Source organism: Streptomyces sp. CA-179760, from assembly GCF_050937045.1.
Classification (GTDB): domain Bacteria; phylum Actinomycetota; class Actinomycetes; order Streptomycetales; family Streptomycetaceae; genus Streptomyces.
Window position 1 is genome coordinate 3,255,992 of sequence record NZ_JBNJLZ010000001.1, and the last position, 15,255, is coordinate 3,271,246.

The following is a 15,255-nucleotide window of genomic DNA, read 5'->3' on the forward strand; positions in this document are numbered from 1 at the left end:
GGGGATGTGACGTGTCAGTCGACACGCCGACGGTCAAGGTTACGGGGACCCGGCCGAAGGGGTCAAACCGAGGCCGGTCCGCCGCCTGTGCGACCGGTCACGCCGGTCGCACAGGGGCGGGATGTCAGCCTTCGTCGGTGGAGACCGAGACGGACGACGCGGAGGACACGGACTGCTCCGCCGCCACGGTCTTCTTCGACGCGGTCTTCTTCGCGGCGGTCTTGGTGGTCGCCGCCTTCTTGGCCGTCGTCTTCTTGGCCGCGGTCTTCTTCGCCGCGGTCTTCTTGGTGGCGGCCTTCTTCGCCGTGGCCTTCTTGGCCGTCTTGCGGGCCGTCTTCTTGGCCGGAGCCGACTCCTCGGCGGGCGCCTCCGCAGCGGCCTCGGCGGCCGGGGCTCCGGCCTCCGACGACTCCTCCGCGGCCGACGACACGACCACGACGGCCGCCTCCTCGGACGTGGTGGACGCGGTGGGCTTGCGCACGGCACGGCGCCGCGGACGGGCCGGGGCGGCGCTCTCGGCGGGCGCCTCGGGCTGTTCGGCCCGCTCGGGCGTCTCCGTGGCCTCGGACGCGGCGGGCGCGGTCTCGGAGACCGTCACCACGGTCGCCTCCGCCCCCGCCGGGGAACCGGCCGGCGCGGACACCTTGCGCGTCGCCCGCCGACGGCCACGGCCCTTGGGCGCGGCCTCCTCGGCGGCCGGGGCCCCTTCGGCAGCGGCGGCCGGGGCCTCGACGACCGGGTCCTCGACGGCCATCGGCTCGGCCTGCGCCTCGGTGGCCGGCTCCGGCTGCACCGGACGGGCGACCTCCTCGGCGGCGGTCACGTCCTGCGCCGTCGGCGCCTCGGCCGCGGCCTGCTCGGCCTTCCTGCCCTTCCTGGCCTTCGGCTCCGCCGTCTCACCGCGCGGCGCACCCGCGGGAGCGGACGCCCGCCTGCTCGCCCGGCGCCTGGTACGCCCACGCCCGGCCGCGGCCTCCGCCTCGGCGGCGCTGCTGTACAGCTCCTCGTCGGGCTCGAAGGACGGCTCGGGCAGAGCGATCGGCTCGGCGACCTCGGCACCGACCTCGGCCTCGGTCTCCGCCTCCTGCTCGGCGGTCTCGACGGCGGCCGCCTCGTGCGTGTGCGGCTGCTCGGCGGCACCGGCACGCGCGCGCTTCTTGCGCTTGCCGCCGCCTCCGCCACCGGCGCCGGCCGGCTGCTCCATGTGCACGATGACACCGCGGCCGTTGCAGTGGACGCAGGTCTCGGAGAAGGACTCCAGCAGGCCCTGCCCGACCCGCTTGCGGGTCATCTGCACGAGCCCCAGCGAGGTCACCTCCGCCACCTGGTGCTTGGTCCGGTCCCGGCCCAGGCACTCCAGCAGGCGCCGCAGCACCAGGTCCCGATTGGACTCCAGCACCATGTCGATGAAGTCGATGACGATGATGCCGCCGAGGTCGCGCAGCCGCAGCTGGCGCACGATCTCCTCGGCCGCCTCCAGGTTGTTCCTGGTGACGGTCTCCTCGAGGTTGCCGCCCTGACCGGTGAACTTGCCGGTGTTGACGTCGACGACGACCATCGCCTCGGTCCGGTCGATCACCAGCGAGCCGCCGCTGGGCAGCCAGACCTTGCGGTCCAGGGCCTTGGCGAGCTGCTCGTCGATCCGGTACGTGGCGAAGACGTCGACCTCGGAGGTCCACTTCGACAGCCGCTCGGCCAGGTCGGGGGCGACGTGCGAGACGTACCCGTGGATGGTCGACCAGGCGTCGTCACCGCTCACGACGACCTTGGAGAAGTCCTCGTTGAAGATGTCGCGCACGACCCGGACGGTCATGTCCGGCTCGCCGTACAGCAGCGACGGTGCGTTCGAGCTGCCGCCGCTCTTGGCCTTCTTCTGGATGTCCTCCCACTGCTGATGCAGTCGCTCGACGTCCCGGCGCAGCTCGTCCTCGCTCGCGCCCTCGGCGGCGGTGCGCACGATGACACCCGCGTCCTCGGGGACGATCTTCTTGAGGATGGTCTTCAGCCGGGCCCGCTCGGTGTCGGGCAGCTTGCGGCTGATGCCGGTCATGGAGCCCTCGGGGACGTACACGAGGTAGCGGCCCGGGAGGGAGACCTGGCTGGTCAGACGGGCGCCCTTGTGCCCGATGGGGTCCTTCGTCACCTGGACGAGCACGGACTGCCCGGACTTCAGGGCGGACTCGATGCGCCGCGGCCCGTTGGCCATGCCCAGCGCCTCGAAGTTGACCTCACCGGCGTACAGCACCGCGTTGCGGCCCTTGCCGATGTCGATGAAGGCGGCCTCCATCGACGGCAGCACGTTCTGGACCTTGCCCAGGTAGACGTTGCCGACGTACGAGGTCGACTGCTCCTTGTTGACGTAGTGCTCGACGAGCACGTTGTCCTCGAGGACACCGATCTGCGTACGGTCGCCGTGCTGGCGGACGACCATCACGCGCTCGACGGCCTCGCGCCGGGCCAGGAACTCGGCCTCGGTGATGATCGGGACGCGCCGGCGGCCCTGCTCGCGGCCCTCACGGCGGCGCTGCTTCTTGGCCTCCAGACGGGTCGAGCCCTTGATGGACTGCACCTCGTCGGACGGCTCCGCACTCTTTGCCCGCGCGGGGCGGGGCTCGCGGACCTTGACGACCGTGCGCTCCGGGTCGTCGTCGGAGGACTCGGACTCGGTGCCGCCGTCACCGGCACGGCGCCGGCGGCGACGGCGCCGGCGGCTGCTGCTGGAGCCGCCCCCGCCGGAGGCATCGTCACGGTCGGCGGCCTCGTCGGACTCCTCGTCCTCCTCGGCCGTGTCCTCGGCGTCCTGGGCCGCGGCGCCCTGCTCGGACTCGTCGTCCGTGGTCTCGTCGGAGTCGGCGGAGTCGCCACGCCGACGGCGGCGACCGCCCCGGCGACGGCGGCGGCGCGAGCCGCTCCCCTCGGACTCGTCCTGATCCTCGCCGTCGGCGGAGTCCTCGGCGTCCTCCGACTCGTCGTCGGCGCTCTGTGCGGCGGCGGCCTCGACGGCCGGGGCCTCGGACTCGTCGCCGGCACCCCGGCGGCGGCGCCGGCGGCGCGACCCGGCGGACTGCTCCTCCTGGGGAGCCTCGGCCGGCGCGGACGCCTCGGTCTCCTCGGGCTCGTCGGCCACGGCAGCCTCGGCGGCGGCAGCGGCGGCGGCCCGCTCCGGTGTCTGGAACTGGGGCTCGGTGAACACGGGCGCCTGGAACACTGCGACGGCCGGACGCGCGGGACGCGCGGCCGACTCGCTCTCACCGGCAGCCGTGTCGGTGGCCGCGGCGGACTTCGAGGCCTTCGCGGACCTCGAGGACTGGGCGGGCTCGGCGAAGCCACTGGCGGCCCTGCGGGCGACCCGGCGACGACGCCGCGGGGCGGCGTCCTCGGCGGCCTCGGCGGCCTCGGCGGGTGCTGCGGCGGGGGCCTCGGGCGCGGGCACGGCCTCGGGGGCGGGGGTCTCGGCGGCGCCGGCGGATTCGGCGGCGGGGTTCTCGGTCACAGGTGCCTTCGCCTCCTCGGCGTTGCCTTCCGGCGTTCCGGCGGGCGCGGAGACCCGCCGCGCGGCACGGCGCCGGGTCCGGCGCGGAGCGGCGTCCTCGGGGACCTCGGCGGGCGCGGCGGCCTCGGCGGGCGCGGAGACCTCTGCGGGCGCGGCCTCTTCGGCAGGCACACCGGTCGCGGCCGGCGCCGTCCCGGGCGTCTCCGCCGGAGCCGCAGCAGGCGAGGTCACCGTGCGGGTCGCACGACGCCGGGTACGCCGGGGAGCGGCGTCCTCGGACACCGCGGCGGACGCGGAGACCTCGGCCTGCTCCGACGCCTCGGAGCCGGCCGGAGCGGCGGTGGTCACCGGGACCACGGTCTCGGCGGCCTCCATGGCCGCCGGAGTCCCGGCAGGTGCGGACGCGCGACGGACGGCGCGGCGCCGCTTGGGAGCGGCGGGCGCGGCGGCCTCGGCGGCCCGTACGGCCTCGGACGTCTCATCCGCCTCGGCGGCTGCGTCCTCGCCGGCTTCCACGACCTCGGTCGCGAGTTCGTCGGGATCGGCGGCCGGTATGGCCGGTGCGACGGTCTCCACCGGGGCGTCGGAGGATCCGCCGACGGGGGGACCCGCCGGGCGGGACGCGGCACGGCGCCGCCGGCGAGGCGGCAGGGTGTCGCTGGGGCTGTTCTGTTCGGAGCCCGTGGAGGACTCTGCGAATTCGGTCGGTTCGAGCATGCGGGCTTTTCTCCCGTCAGGCTCCCGGGCGCCGCGCCTGGTCCGGCGATGCCGGTGACGTCCGCGGCTCGCGCTGTGCGCGTCGCCGCCGTCCGGGGCGCGGGCGCCGCACGGGAGCTCTCCGTGTCCTGTCTCGCCGGTTCCGTACGCCGAATGCGTACGGCCTGGCGAAAGTCTGCTGGTCGGTACGCTGCCCGACCCAGGTGGCTCCCGAGTCCGAGGGCGGCGCTACGACGTCCGTCCCTTCGCGGAACCTTCCTTACGCCGGCGCCGTCGCGGCGGCAGTCGGTTCGGCCGTTGAGAGGGCCTCCGCTGCCTCGCGGTCGGGCGCGAGCGGGTCGGTCACCGTGCCGGTCTCTTCATCGAACAGCCCCTGCGCCAGCCTGGTCACCGCTGCGGGGACCGGCGGCGCCAGGTCGGCCACGGCGCGGAGACCGGACAGGACGTCGTCGGGTCGTACGGCAGGCGTCACGTGCCGAACAACCAGCCGCAGTATCGCACAGGGCTGGTCGGTCGGCCTATCAGCCCGGGAACTGTGCGTTTCCGTGATGTCTGGGATCTCCAGGCTCACCACGGCGGCGCGGGCGTCGAAGGTACGGACGCCGTTCTTGGCCTGGCGCTGGACCTCGACGGTCTCGGCCGCGGTGAAGATGCCCGCCGCGCGGCGGGCCTCCTCCTGCGGTACACCGTCCAGCCGCAGCTCCCACACGGAAGCCGTCAGCCGGTCGGCGAGTCCCGAGGTGCGGACCTCGACCGCCTCGACGATGTCGAGGCCGGTGGGCATCGACGCGTCGAGGAGGGCCCTGAGCTGCTCCGGATCGCGCGGTGCGGTGAGCGCGATCTCCAGGTATTCCGCCTCACTGCCCGTGCCGGTGGGTGCGGCATTGGCGTACGACACCTTCGGGTGCGGTGTGAAGCCCGCCGAGTACGCCATCGGCACCTCGGCACGGCGCAACGCACGCTCGAAGGCGCGCTGGAAGTCACGGTGGCTGGTGAACCGGAGGCGGCCGCGCTTGGTGTAGCGCAGTCGGATGCGCTGCACCGCGGGTGCGGGCGGCGGGCCTTCGGGCTGTCGCTTGCCCAGTGTCGTTCAGTCCTTCGTGAGAGCGGTCGTACTGCTACCAAGAGTACGTGTCTCGCGCGCCAAAGGTTCCCCGCGGTCGACCGGCCGCGGCTGCCGCGGCTCGCCGAAGAGCAGCCGCCGGAAGTCGGCGCGCGCCTCTCGTACGGAATCCCGGGCGGAGGCCAGGGCCTGCCGGGTGGCGCGCCCCACGCTGCGGGCGGCTTCGGCGGCGGGCCGCAGGACGGCGTCCCGCACGACGTGTCCGACCGGTGTCAGCACGCTGCGGTACACCCACCGCACCGGCTCGACGAAGATCCACCGGAAGAGGGTGCCGAGGAACCGCCCGACGGCGAGCGAGATGTGCCCGGCGACGCGCCACGCGTGCCCGAGGGCGTCCCACACCTCCCGGCCGATGACGGCGAGGACCCGCCCGACGGGGGCGAGAACCCAGCGCCAGAGGGCGAGCGCGGGCAGGACGAGCAGGATCCGGGTGATCCAGTAGAGGGCCATTCCGATGCCGGTGACGATCGCGCTCACCAGCCACACGAGTTTCTTGCCGCACCAGGCGATCGCGCGCCCGACGGGTGCGAGCACCCAGGTGTACAACGACACGGCGGGGACGACGAGGAGATACCGGGTGAGCCACGCCAGGACCGTGTACGCGCCGATCCCGATCGCGGCGAGCACGGCGCCGAGCCCCTTGAGGACCCACATCAGGGCACGCCCGACGGGTGCGAGCAGATACGCGTACACCCAGCCGAGGGCGGCCGCGACACCCCTGGCGACCCCTGTGACGAGCCACATGATCGCGTGCCCCACGGGCGTCAGCACCCACCGGTACAGCCACACCAGCGGCACCACCACGAGGACGTTCCCGAGCCACCCGAGGGCCTTGCCCACCGGCACCACGACGTACCGCCACAGCCCCACGAACGGCCAGACGAACACCGCCCGCCCGAGCCACAGCAGCGCCCGCCCCACCGGCCGGAACAGCGCGTCGTTCAAGAACCGCCCGGCCACGACGAGCGCGTCCCACACCATCCGCACGGGGACGACCAGCACGAGCACCACGATCCGCACGGGAATCCGGATCGCGACGGCGAGACACCCTTCGGGCGCGGCGCCCTCACGTACAGGCGGCGCGGTCGGTTCGGGCGCTCTCTTGCGCAGATCGACACGCGCCTCGGAGCCCTCTCGGGCCGGTTTCTCCAGATCCATACCGTCGAAGACGCCTCAACGCCCCGTCCGGATGCAGCACCGCACAGTCCCGCCCCGTTCTCCCGCGGATCCTCCACCTGGCGCCCTGATCACAAGAGTCACCCGCCCTCGACCCGAGCCTGCAGCAGCCGGGGCGACTCCTGGAAACCGCGCCGGGCGTACGCGGGGATCGCCCGCGGGGTCGAGTGCACGGTGACCCGCTCCAGCCCGAGCTCCTGGGCCCGGTCCAGTACCGCCTGGATGAGCCGTCCGCCCAGCCCTCCGTCCCGCGCCTCGGGCAGGACGTACACGCACTGCAGATCGCCGGAGGCGCGTCGCGGCGCTCGTGGTGTGGGCACCCGCTGCACCACGGCCAGCCATGCCATGCCGATGACCACCGTGTCGTCGCGCACGACCACCATGCACCGATGCGATGCGGTGTTCTCCCGGGCCCATCCGACGAACTGCCGCACGAACTCCTCGCGTTCTCCGAGGCCCTCGTCGCCGTTCTCGACGAGCCAGTCCCAGCGAAGCCCGGCGACGGCGGCCTGTTCGCGCGGCCGGGCGGGCCGGATGCTGATGTTCTCCATCACCGCATTGTGTCGAGCGGCTGCTTCACCCGTCCACGCCGTCGGACTCCCAGCGCAGCAGGTCCCCGGCTGGCACTCCAGCACTTCGCAGAGCGCGGCGAGCGTGGAGAAACGGACTGCCTTGGCGCGGCCGTTCTTGAGGACCGCCAGGTTGGCGGGGGTGATGCCGACGCGTTCCGCGAGCTCGCCCACGGACATCTTCCGTTTGGCCAGCATCACGTCGATGTCGACGGCGATCGCCATCAGATGACCTCTTCCAACTCGGCCCGCATCCGGGCCGCCTCGATGTCGCGTGCGACGGCCTGCGCGAGCAGCACGCGCAGTACGAGCACGACCAGCGCGACGCCCAGCACGGCCACGACGACCCCGCACAGCAGCAGGACCACCCCGGGAGCGACGGCCTCGCCGGGCGCGAGAACGACCGCGAGGGCGAAGACCAGCAGGGCGGCCGCCACGAACGCGCCGATCACGATGTGCACGTACCGGAAGGCGGCGGTGGAGAACACCGTCCCGCGGCGCACCATCGTCACCAGCCGCCACACGCAGACCACAACGACCTGGGCCGTCACGATACCGAGGATCGTGATCACGAGGAGCGGGGTGCGCAGGTATGCGTGATCCGGGTTCAGGCCACCCAGATCGGCGGCCAGCAGCGGCACCATCACCGCCTGCACGAACAGCGACCCGGCGAGCAGCACCCCGAGCACCCCACGCAACGCCGCCACGGCCAGCTTCCCCATCGCCACTCCTTCGATCGATCTACGATGAAAATCTATCGAGATTCGATAGATAACGCAATGGGGCGGCTCGCCCTGGGGAAACGTGGCAACGTGGACAGAGAGCACGCCGAGGCGACGACCGAGGGAGAACCACTGTGGAATGGCGCGTGTTCGCCCAGCAGATGGCCGCCATGGCGCGGGATCTGCTCGCCCAGGAATCGGTCGACGCCACTCTCGAGCACATCACCGAGTCGGCCACGAAGCTCGTGGCGGGATGCGACGCGGCCGGCATCCTCCTCCTGCACGGCAAACGGGTGGAGACACTCGCTCCCACGGCCGACCTGGTCGTCAAGAGCGACCAGTTGCAGGAGCGCCTGGCGGAGGGCCCCTGCTTCGACGCGGCCCGCAGCGGCACAGCGGAGCGGGTGTACCGCATCACCGACTTCACCGATGAGCAGCCGCGCTGGCCCGCGTACGCCGAGCAGGCCCGTGACCTGGGCGTGGGCAGCATGATGGGCTTCCTGCTGTACACCGAGGACGAGGATCTCGGCGCTCTCAACCTCTACTCCGGCCGCCCGGGGTCCTTCACTGAGGACAGCGAGACGGCGGGCTGGCTGCTGGCCTCGCACGCCGCCGTCGCCTTCTCCAGCGCCCGCAGCCACGCCCAGCTGGAGCAGGCCGTAGCCACCCGTCACATCATCGGCGAGGCCATGGGCATCCTCATGGGCAGCCACCACCTCACCGAGAAGGAGGCCTTCGACGTGCTGCGCCGCTTCTCCCAGGAGAAGAACATCAAGCTCCGCGAGGTCGCCCGGCGGGTCTGCGAACACGGCCGCCTCGGCTGACGGCTCCCCCAGCTCGTGGCTGAACCGGGGGAACCTGGGCCGGGCCGGTCCCCCGGGGGATGTACCGACCCCGCTTGTTCAGCGGGTCCCCCCGAGGGCCGACCTCACCCCTCAGTCTTCCCGCGAGTACCGCGCGACCGTGATCCGGTCGATCAGCGGCGCGTAGCGGGAGCGGAGCAGCACTCCGGGGAAGGTGTCCGAGGCGTAGGTGGTGCCGTCGTAGTTCGGCAGTTCCTCGGAGCGGAAGCCGATCGTGTTCCTCCCCTTCTTGAGTTGGACCGGGACGGTCAGCTCCCAGAAGTTGTTCTGGTGGAAGCTGTGCGGGAAGCCGACGCGCCGCGGCGCGCCGCCGTTGACGCTGATGTCGGCGTGACGGGCGAGCGGGTCCGGGTTGTAGTGCGTGGCCTCGGACTGCTCCGGGTTGGAGTAGCGGACGCGGAGCGCGTACAGGCCGGCCCGGTCGGCCGTGACGGTGAACGTCGCGGTGTTGCCGTTGCCGGGGTCGCCGCCGATGCCCGTGATCGCCGTGCCGTCGGTGGCCAGGGAGAGCGGGGTGAGCTCGGCCGAGCCCGCGAGCTCGGCGTCACCGGCCTCGTAGGTACGCGTCGGCAGCTTGCCCTCGGTCGGTGTGACCGTCAGACGGTCGAGGAGGGTCGTGGCCGCGCCGCCGGTCACGGTCACCTTGTTGACGCCGCCCGAGAGGGACACGGCCACGCTGCTCCGGTTCTTGGCCAGCCGCAGGACGTCGTGCCCGTTGACGGCGAGCCGGGCTCCGGTGCCGCCGAGGGTGTCGGCCCTGAGGGTGGCCTCGCGGTCGGCGGGTGAGTAGACCCAGAACGTGGCCGTCTGGCCCTTCGCGAGCCGGACCGCGCCCGACCCCGACTGCTTCGGCAGGTCGTAGACCGGCCGCGCCCCGCCGGCCGGCCAGGCCAGCTCGCCCTCGTACACCTGGGTGCGGGCCGAGGCGTCCGGCAGGGACAGGGTGAGGCGGTCGACGATGGCGTCGCCCTGGGTGGCGCGCTTGCCGTCGAGGCTCTTCGCTGCGAGCGTCAGGGTGTGCTTGCCCTTGGTGAGCTTCACCTTGGTGCCGGTGTGATCCCAGACGACCCATTTGTAGCCGAGCGGCAGGTGCAGCTGCTGCTCGCCGTCCGCCTTGCCGTCCACGCGCAGGAACACGTTGGTCGGCCCCTGCTCCTTCACCTTGTCGAAGGTGTTGAGGGAGTTGGCGAAGACGTTCAGGTCGTAGGTGCCGTCCTCGGGCACGTCCACGGTGAAGTCCAGGGTGACGTCCGAGCCGGTGCGCAGTCCGCCCACGTCGTAGCCGCCGGAGGTGTAGAACTTCGACACGTCCTTGGGCGAGCCCTCCGGACCGTTCTTCGACCATCCGGACCCGGTGTGGGCGGCGTCCTCCGCCTCGTACGAGCCCTGCCAGCGCACCGGCGGGGACTGGGTGCTCTTGGCCTTCCCGGCCGGGCTGAGGACGATCTCGTACGCCGAGGACTCCTTCAGCGTCGGCAGGCCGCCCTCGCCGAAGTCGACGACCACCGTGCCGTCGTCACCGACCTTCAGGTTCCGCTCGGCGAGCAGCTTCGGGCCGGAGTTGTCGCCCACCTGCCCGCTCCAGTCGATCTCCTTGACCCAGGCGTGCACACGGTCCCCGAAGAGCTTCTTCGGAACCTTGCCGAAGGTGATGTGCCCCTTGCCGGTGGACCCGCCGAAGATCAGCCGGGCCTGCTTCTTCTTCTCGTCGAGCGTGGCGACGCCCTGCATGGTGTAGTTCTCGCCCGGGAAGGGCGGAGTCACCTTGACGGTGTGGCCGCTCATCGAGGCGTAGGAGTTGAGCAGCCACCACTGGCCGTTGCCGCGGTTCGACTGCACCGCGGAGTCGGAGAGGTTGCCGTCGATGTTCCAGTACGCGATGTCGGCGTCGACCTTGGACTCCTCGATCGCGGAGACCCACTGGATCATCTGGCCGGGCACCGAGGTGTGGTAGTTGAAGGCGTACTCGTTGATGTTGATGGGGAGTTCGGTCCCCGCCTTGTCGGTGCCCTTGAACAGGTCCTTCTCCCACGCCCGGTACTTGGCGACGCTCGCGCGCACCGCCTCCGGGTGGCTCAGCTCGTGCCAGGTGATGACGTCCGGGAGGGTGCCGGCGGCCAGGGTGTGCGTGAGGAAGCCCTTGACCTGGTCGTACAGGACGCTGGTGTTGGGGCCGGCGATACGGGCCTCGGGCATCTTGCCCTTGATGAGCTTGTAGAAGTCGTCCCAGGCGGCGAAGTAGGCGTCGGGCTTGTCGAGCCAGCTGACCTTGTCGTAGCTCCACTCGCCGGTGCCGAACATGTTGCCCTCGGGCTCGTTGAACGGCACGAAGACGATGTTGTCCTGGTACTGCTTCGGCAGCTTGAGGACCTGGTCGACCTGCTGGGCGACCTTCTCCCGGTAGAGCTTGAGCTTCTCCGCCGGTGTGTCCCCGGGCCACTGGTACGGGAAGCCGCGGTGGATGTCGGTCATGTAGATGTACACATCGCCGTCGGTGGAGTCGGCCAGCGGCTTGACCACTTCCAGCGCGTCGGCACCAGGGTGCTGAGGGCCGTCCTGCGCCTTGGTGGAGACCGTGCGCAGGCCCATGCCCTCCATGAGGTTGTTGGTGGGCACGTCCGGTCCGTACACGCCGTAGAGCGTGCCCGAGGCGCCGCCGTGGAACGCGCCGGTGTCCGAGCCGAGGTCGACGGTGAGCTGTCCCTCGCGGACCACGGTGACGGTGGCCTTCACCGCACGTCCCGCCGCGGTCCCGGCGACGGTGAACGTCCCCGGCTTCGCGTACTTCTCGGACGCCACGGCGTCCCAGGTGACCGGTATGTCCCGGTCGTAGCCGTCGGAGAAGGAGGCGCGGGCGGCGGTGGGGAGGGACGGGGCGGTCCCGGTGGTGGTACGGACCTCGAAGGATGTCTTCGAGAGCTCCTGGACGGTCGGCACGGCACCGACCGTACCGGCCACCTGCTCGGCACTCAGCGCCGCGTGCCACACGGTGAAGTCGTCGATCGCGCCCTTGAGCAGGGGGTCCGGGTAGAGGGACTTGCCGATGTACCCGGCGGCGGTGGCCGAACTCTCCAGCAGGTCCCTGGCCTTGATGCCGGTCTCGGCGGAGGAGACCGCCACGCCGTCGAGGTAGGTGGTGAGGCGGCCGGCGGAGGTGTCGAGGGTGACGGTGACGGTTCGCCACGCGTCGGCGGGGAGCGGCGCGTAACCGCGGACCTGCGCCTCCGCGCCCCCTCCGCCGGTGGTCACGGAGGTCTGGAACAGTCCGCTGCCGTTGTACGGGGTGCTGAAGAGGTACTTGGTGGTGTTGGTGCCCAGGTCGAAGATCCGCTGCCAGGGCGACTTGTCACCGCTCCACTTCACGCGGGCCGAGACGGTCAGGTCGGCCGCGTCGCCGACCACCGCGCGGGGCAGCCGGACGTACGCGCCGCTGGAGTCGGCCGCGCCGCCGGGCAGGGCCAGCGCCTTGCCTCCTTCCGTGCCCGCGACGGACTGGGCGGTGGAGCCGTTGACCAGGTCCGCCGTCAGGCCGTTGCCGGAACTGTCGGCGATCTTCCCGGAGGCCATGTCGTCCTGGTCGAAGGTGTAACGGGCGGCAGGCCTGGGCGGCTCCGCCGCGTGCGCGGGGGCCACCGGTGCGGCCAGGAGGCCGGCGCCGAGGGTCAGCGCCACGGCGGCCGGGGCCCGGCGCCGGGTGAATCTGTCAGCGGATGGCATGGATGGCGTCCTCAATCGTCGGGGAAGGGCGGTCGTTGCGTAGGCGTCGAACCGATCATCGAACCGGTTCGATCCAGACCGGGCGCGCAGGCGCGGACGTGGATGACGGAGGTGGATGAGGAGGTGAACGGCGGAGGTGGACCCGGGGAGGAGAGGGCAGGCCCGGAACGGGATCGCCGCGTCGAACCGGTTCGGGAAGCTAGCACCGGTACACCGGCCCAGCAATCCCTTCGACACCGGGATCTTGTCGGCTGTCGCGACCGGCCTGCGAAGTTCGTTCCGGGTGTTGACAGGCGTCCGGGCAGTTCCTACCTTCCCTCCATGCGAACCGGTTCGACAGTGGCCGGTCGACGTCGAACCGGTTCGAGCAAGGAGTTGCCGTGAACATCGGTGAGATCGCACGCCGGGCCGGAGTCTCGCGCAGCACCGTGTCCTACGCCCTGAGCGGCAAGCGCCCGGTGTCGGAGGACACGCGCCGGAAGATCCAGCAGGTCGTCGACGAACTGGGGTACCAGCCCAGCGCCAGCGCCCGCGCCCTGGCCAACGGGCGGACCAGCACCCTCGGCCTGGTCTTCCCGCCGGCCGGGAACCACTACACGGGAATGCAGCTGGACTTCATCGGCAGCGTGGTGGAGGCCGCCGCGGTCTACGACTACGACGTGCTGCTGTCCCCCAGCGGCGTGGACAGCGACCGCTCCTTCCAGCGGCTGCTGGGTGAGCGGCGGGTCGACGGCGCGATCCTGATGGAGATCAGGCTGGAGGACGACCGGGCGGACCACTTGGCCGCGCTGGACTTCCCGTCCGTCGCCATCGGCCGTACCGCCCGCCCCGAAGGCAGCTGGTGGGTGGGCCTGGACCACACCGCGCTCGTCACGGCGTGCGTCCAGCACCTGGCGGATCTCGGCCACCGCCGGATCGCCTTCGTCAACCGCCCGGAGCAGCTGCTGCGGGCCGGGTACGAGTCCGCACAGCGCGGCCTGGACGGCTTCACCAAAGCCGCGGCCGAGCGTGGACTGACCGTCCGGACGTACTGCTGCGGGGACGACGCCGCCGCGGGCCAGGCGTGTGTGGAACGGATCCTGCACGACGATCCGGCCACCACCGCCCTGGTCACACTGAACGAGGCCGCCCTCGGCGGTCTCTACCGGGGGCTGGCCCAGGCCGGGCGCCATGTGCCACGTGACTTCTCCATCACCGGGGTCGTGGCCGCCCGCTGGGCGGAGACGGTGACCCCGCAGCTCACCGCGGCGGACGTACCCGCGGCCGAGCTGGGCCGGCTCGCCGTCGACCTGCTGGTGGAGCGGCTCGGCCACCCCGGTGCCCCGCCCCGGCACCACCTCGTCACGCCGCCCATCTCCCTGCGGGCCAGCACCGGGCCCGCGGGCGCGACGCCCGCCCCGGGCACCCGGGCCGATCCGGCGCCCTGACCCTTCTCGATCCTCCCCCGGCAACGTCCCCTTTCAGTCCTTCCCAGGCAAGTTCCCCTTTTCAGCCCTCCCCCCGGCAACGTCCTCGCCTCGGCACCCACAGGCCGGAATCAGCCTCAGCACCGCATGCCTCGGCACCCGCATGCCCGACAGACCCGCACGCCCGACACAAAGGACCCCGCGATGAACAGCTTCTCCAGACGGCGCCGCCTGACCGCCGCGGCCCTGACCGCCCTGGCCGTCGCCACCACCGCCACCGCCTGCGGCTCCGGCTCGGCAGGCACCGGGACCAAGGCTGCGGACGGCGGCACCTACACCATCTGGGACCCGTACCCGCAGTTCGCCAAGGGCTCCGCGTGGGTGAAGCTGCTGGACGCCTGCGGCAGCGAGGCCGGAGTGAAGGTCAAGCGGACCGGCTTCGACACCAGCGACCTGGCCAACAAGACGCTGCTCGCGGCGCAGCAGGGCAACTCCCCCGACGTCCTCATCGTCGACAACCCGGTGGTGTCGACCCTGGCCGAGGCGGGCGTGCTCACCACGACCGACGAGAGCAAGCTCGACACCTCTGCCGTGGACCCCAACCTGCTCGCGGCCGGCCAGTCGGGCGGCAAGACCTACGGCACCCCGATCGGCGCCAACACCCTCGCCCTCTACTACAACAAGAAGGTCCTGAAGGACGCCGGGGTGGACATAGCCTCGGTCAAGGACTGGAAATCGCTGACGACGGCACTGGCCAAGGTCAAGGACGCCGGGAAGAAGGGCATCACCTTCTCCGCGATCGGCACCGAGGAGGGCAGCTTCCAGTTCCTGCCGTGGTTCTGGGGCTCCGGAGCCGAGCTGACCGCACTCGACTCGCCCGCCGCCGCCTCCGCGCTCTCCCTCTGGAAGGAGTGGCTGGACAGGGATACGCGCCCAACTCGGTGCTGAACAACACCCAGACCACCAGCTGGCAGGAGTTCGCCACCGGCGACTACGCCTTCGCGGAGAACGGCACCTGGCAGCTCGCGGCCGCCAAGAAGGCGGGCTTCGACTTCGGTGTCCTGCCCGTCCCCGCCGCCAAGGGAGGCAGTGCCGCGGCCCCGACGGGCGGCGAGTTCGTCACCGTCCCGGTGCAGAGCGACACCGGCCGCTACGCCACCACCCGCAAGCTCACGACCTGTCTGACCAGCACGAAGAACCTGTACGACACCGACACCACCCTCTCCTACGTCGCACCCACCGCCGAGGTCCAGAAGAAGCAGGTGGCGGCCGACCCCGCGCTGGAGCCGTGGGTGGACGCGGTCAAGTCGGCCAAGGGCCGCACCAGCGACGACCTGGGCATCAAGTACCCCAAGATCTCCGAGCAGTTGTGGAAGGCCGTGCAGTCCGCCCTCAGCGGCTCCAAGTCACCGAAGGACGCGCTCACCACCGCCCAGTCCGCGGCCAAGTGACCGTGCACCGGGGCCCAT

Annotated in this window: 8 protein-coding genes and 2 pseudogenes; 3 read left to right on the forward strand and 7 right to left on the reverse strand. The window is 71.7% G+C overall.

Annotation, left to right across the window (positions count from 1 at the left end; all coding sequences use genetic code 11):
• Positions 1-124: 124 nt before the first annotated feature.
• The 6 genes and pseudogenes from ACQEV8_RS14575 to ACQEV8_RS14600 all read right to left on the reverse strand — a co-directional run bounded on the left by ACQEV8_RS14575 (position 125) and on the right by ACQEV8_RS14600 (position 7,800).
• Entirely contained in the window at positions 125-4,210 is a 4,086-nt protein-coding gene (locus tag ACQEV8_RS14575) for an Rne/Rng family ribonuclease (protein WP_432960210.1), read from the reverse strand.
• 259 nt (positions 4,211-4,469) lie between these two features.
• Positions 4,470-5,252: a TIGR03936 family radical SAM-associated protein gene (locus tag ACQEV8_RS14580; RefSeq protein ID WP_432960212.1), complete on the reverse strand. Its 783-nt coding sequence runs from the start codon at positions 5,250-5,252 to the stop codon at positions 4,470-4,472.
• Between the two features lie 48 nt (positions 5,253-5,300).
• Positions 5,301-6,491: a hypothetical protein gene (locus ACQEV8_RS14585; RefSeq protein WP_432960214.1), complete on the reverse strand. Its 1,191-nt coding sequence runs from the start codon at positions 6,489-6,491 to the stop codon at positions 5,301-5,303.
• A 98-nt stretch (positions 6,492-6,589) separates the two neighbouring features.
• A complete protein-coding gene (locus tag ACQEV8_RS14590) occupies positions 6,590-7,060 on the reverse strand; it encodes a GNAT family N-acetyltransferase (RefSeq protein WP_432960216.1) in 471 nt (156 codons plus the stop codon).
• Between the two features lie 25 nt (positions 7,061-7,085).
• Positions 7,086-7,303: pseudogene (locus tag ACQEV8_RS14595) on the reverse strand (helix-turn-helix domain-containing protein).
• Positions 7,303-7,800 (reverse strand): DUF2975 domain-containing protein, encoded by a 498-nt coding sequence (locus tag ACQEV8_RS14600; protein WP_432960218.1) that lies wholly within the window; start codon positions 7,798-7,800, stop codon positions 7,303-7,305. The pseudogene ACQEV8_RS14595 and the gene ACQEV8_RS14600 overlap by 1 nt, the downstream one beginning before the upstream one ends.
• A gap of 134 nt (positions 7,801-7,934) precedes the next feature.
• Between ACQEV8_RS14600 and ACQEV8_RS14605 the strand changes: the two genes are divergently transcribed.
• A complete protein-coding gene (locus ACQEV8_RS14605; RefSeq protein WP_432960220.1) occupies positions 7,935-8,624 on the forward strand; it encodes a GAF and ANTAR domain-containing protein in 690 nt (229 codons plus the stop codon).
• Between the two features lie 111 nt (positions 8,625-8,735).
• Here the strand turns inward: ACQEV8_RS14605 and ACQEV8_RS14610 are convergent, their stop codons facing one another.
• Positions 8,736-12,380 (reverse strand): LamG-like jellyroll fold domain-containing protein, encoded by a 3,645-nt coding sequence (locus ACQEV8_RS14610; protein ID WP_432960222.1) that lies wholly within the window; start codon positions 12,378-12,380, stop codon positions 8,736-8,738.
• 380 nt (positions 12,381-12,760) lie between these two features.
• On the opposite strand from ACQEV8_RS14610, the gene ACQEV8_RS14615 reads away from it, so the two are divergent.
• Positions 12,761-13,807, forward strand: a complete 1,047-nt coding sequence (locus tag ACQEV8_RS14615) for a LacI family DNA-binding transcriptional regulator (protein ID WP_432960224.1) — start codon at positions 12,761-12,763, stop codon at positions 13,805-13,807.
• Positions 13,808-13,990: 183 nt separating this feature from the next.
• A pseudogene (locus ACQEV8_RS14620) lies at positions 13,991-15,237 on the forward strand (sugar ABC transporter substrate-binding protein).
• Positions 15,238-15,255 lie beyond the last annotated feature (18 nt).

Excerpts from the sequence above, each read along its gene's own strand:
- ACQEV8_RS14575 (WP_432960210.1), bottom strand. The coding sequence starts at position 4,210 with ATGCTCGAACCGACCGAATTCGCAGAGTCCTCCACGGGCTCCGAACAG.
- ACQEV8_RS14585 (WP_432960214.1), bottom strand. The coding sequence starts at position 6,491 with ATGGATCTGGAGAAACCGGCCCGAGAGGGCTCCGAGGCGCGTGTCGAT.
- ACQEV8_RS14590 (WP_432960216.1), bottom strand. The coding sequence starts at position 7,060 with ATGGAGAACATCAGCATCCGGCCCGCCCGGCCGCGCGAACAGGCCGCC.
- ACQEV8_RS14610 (WP_432960222.1), bottom strand. The coding sequence starts at position 12,380 with ATGCCATCCGCTGACAGATTCACCCGGCGCCGGGCCCCGGCCGCCGTG.
- ACQEV8_RS14600 (WP_432960218.1), bottom strand. The coding sequence starts at position 7,800 with ATGGGGAAGCTGGCCGTGGCGGCGTTGCGTGGGGTGCTCGGGGTGCTG.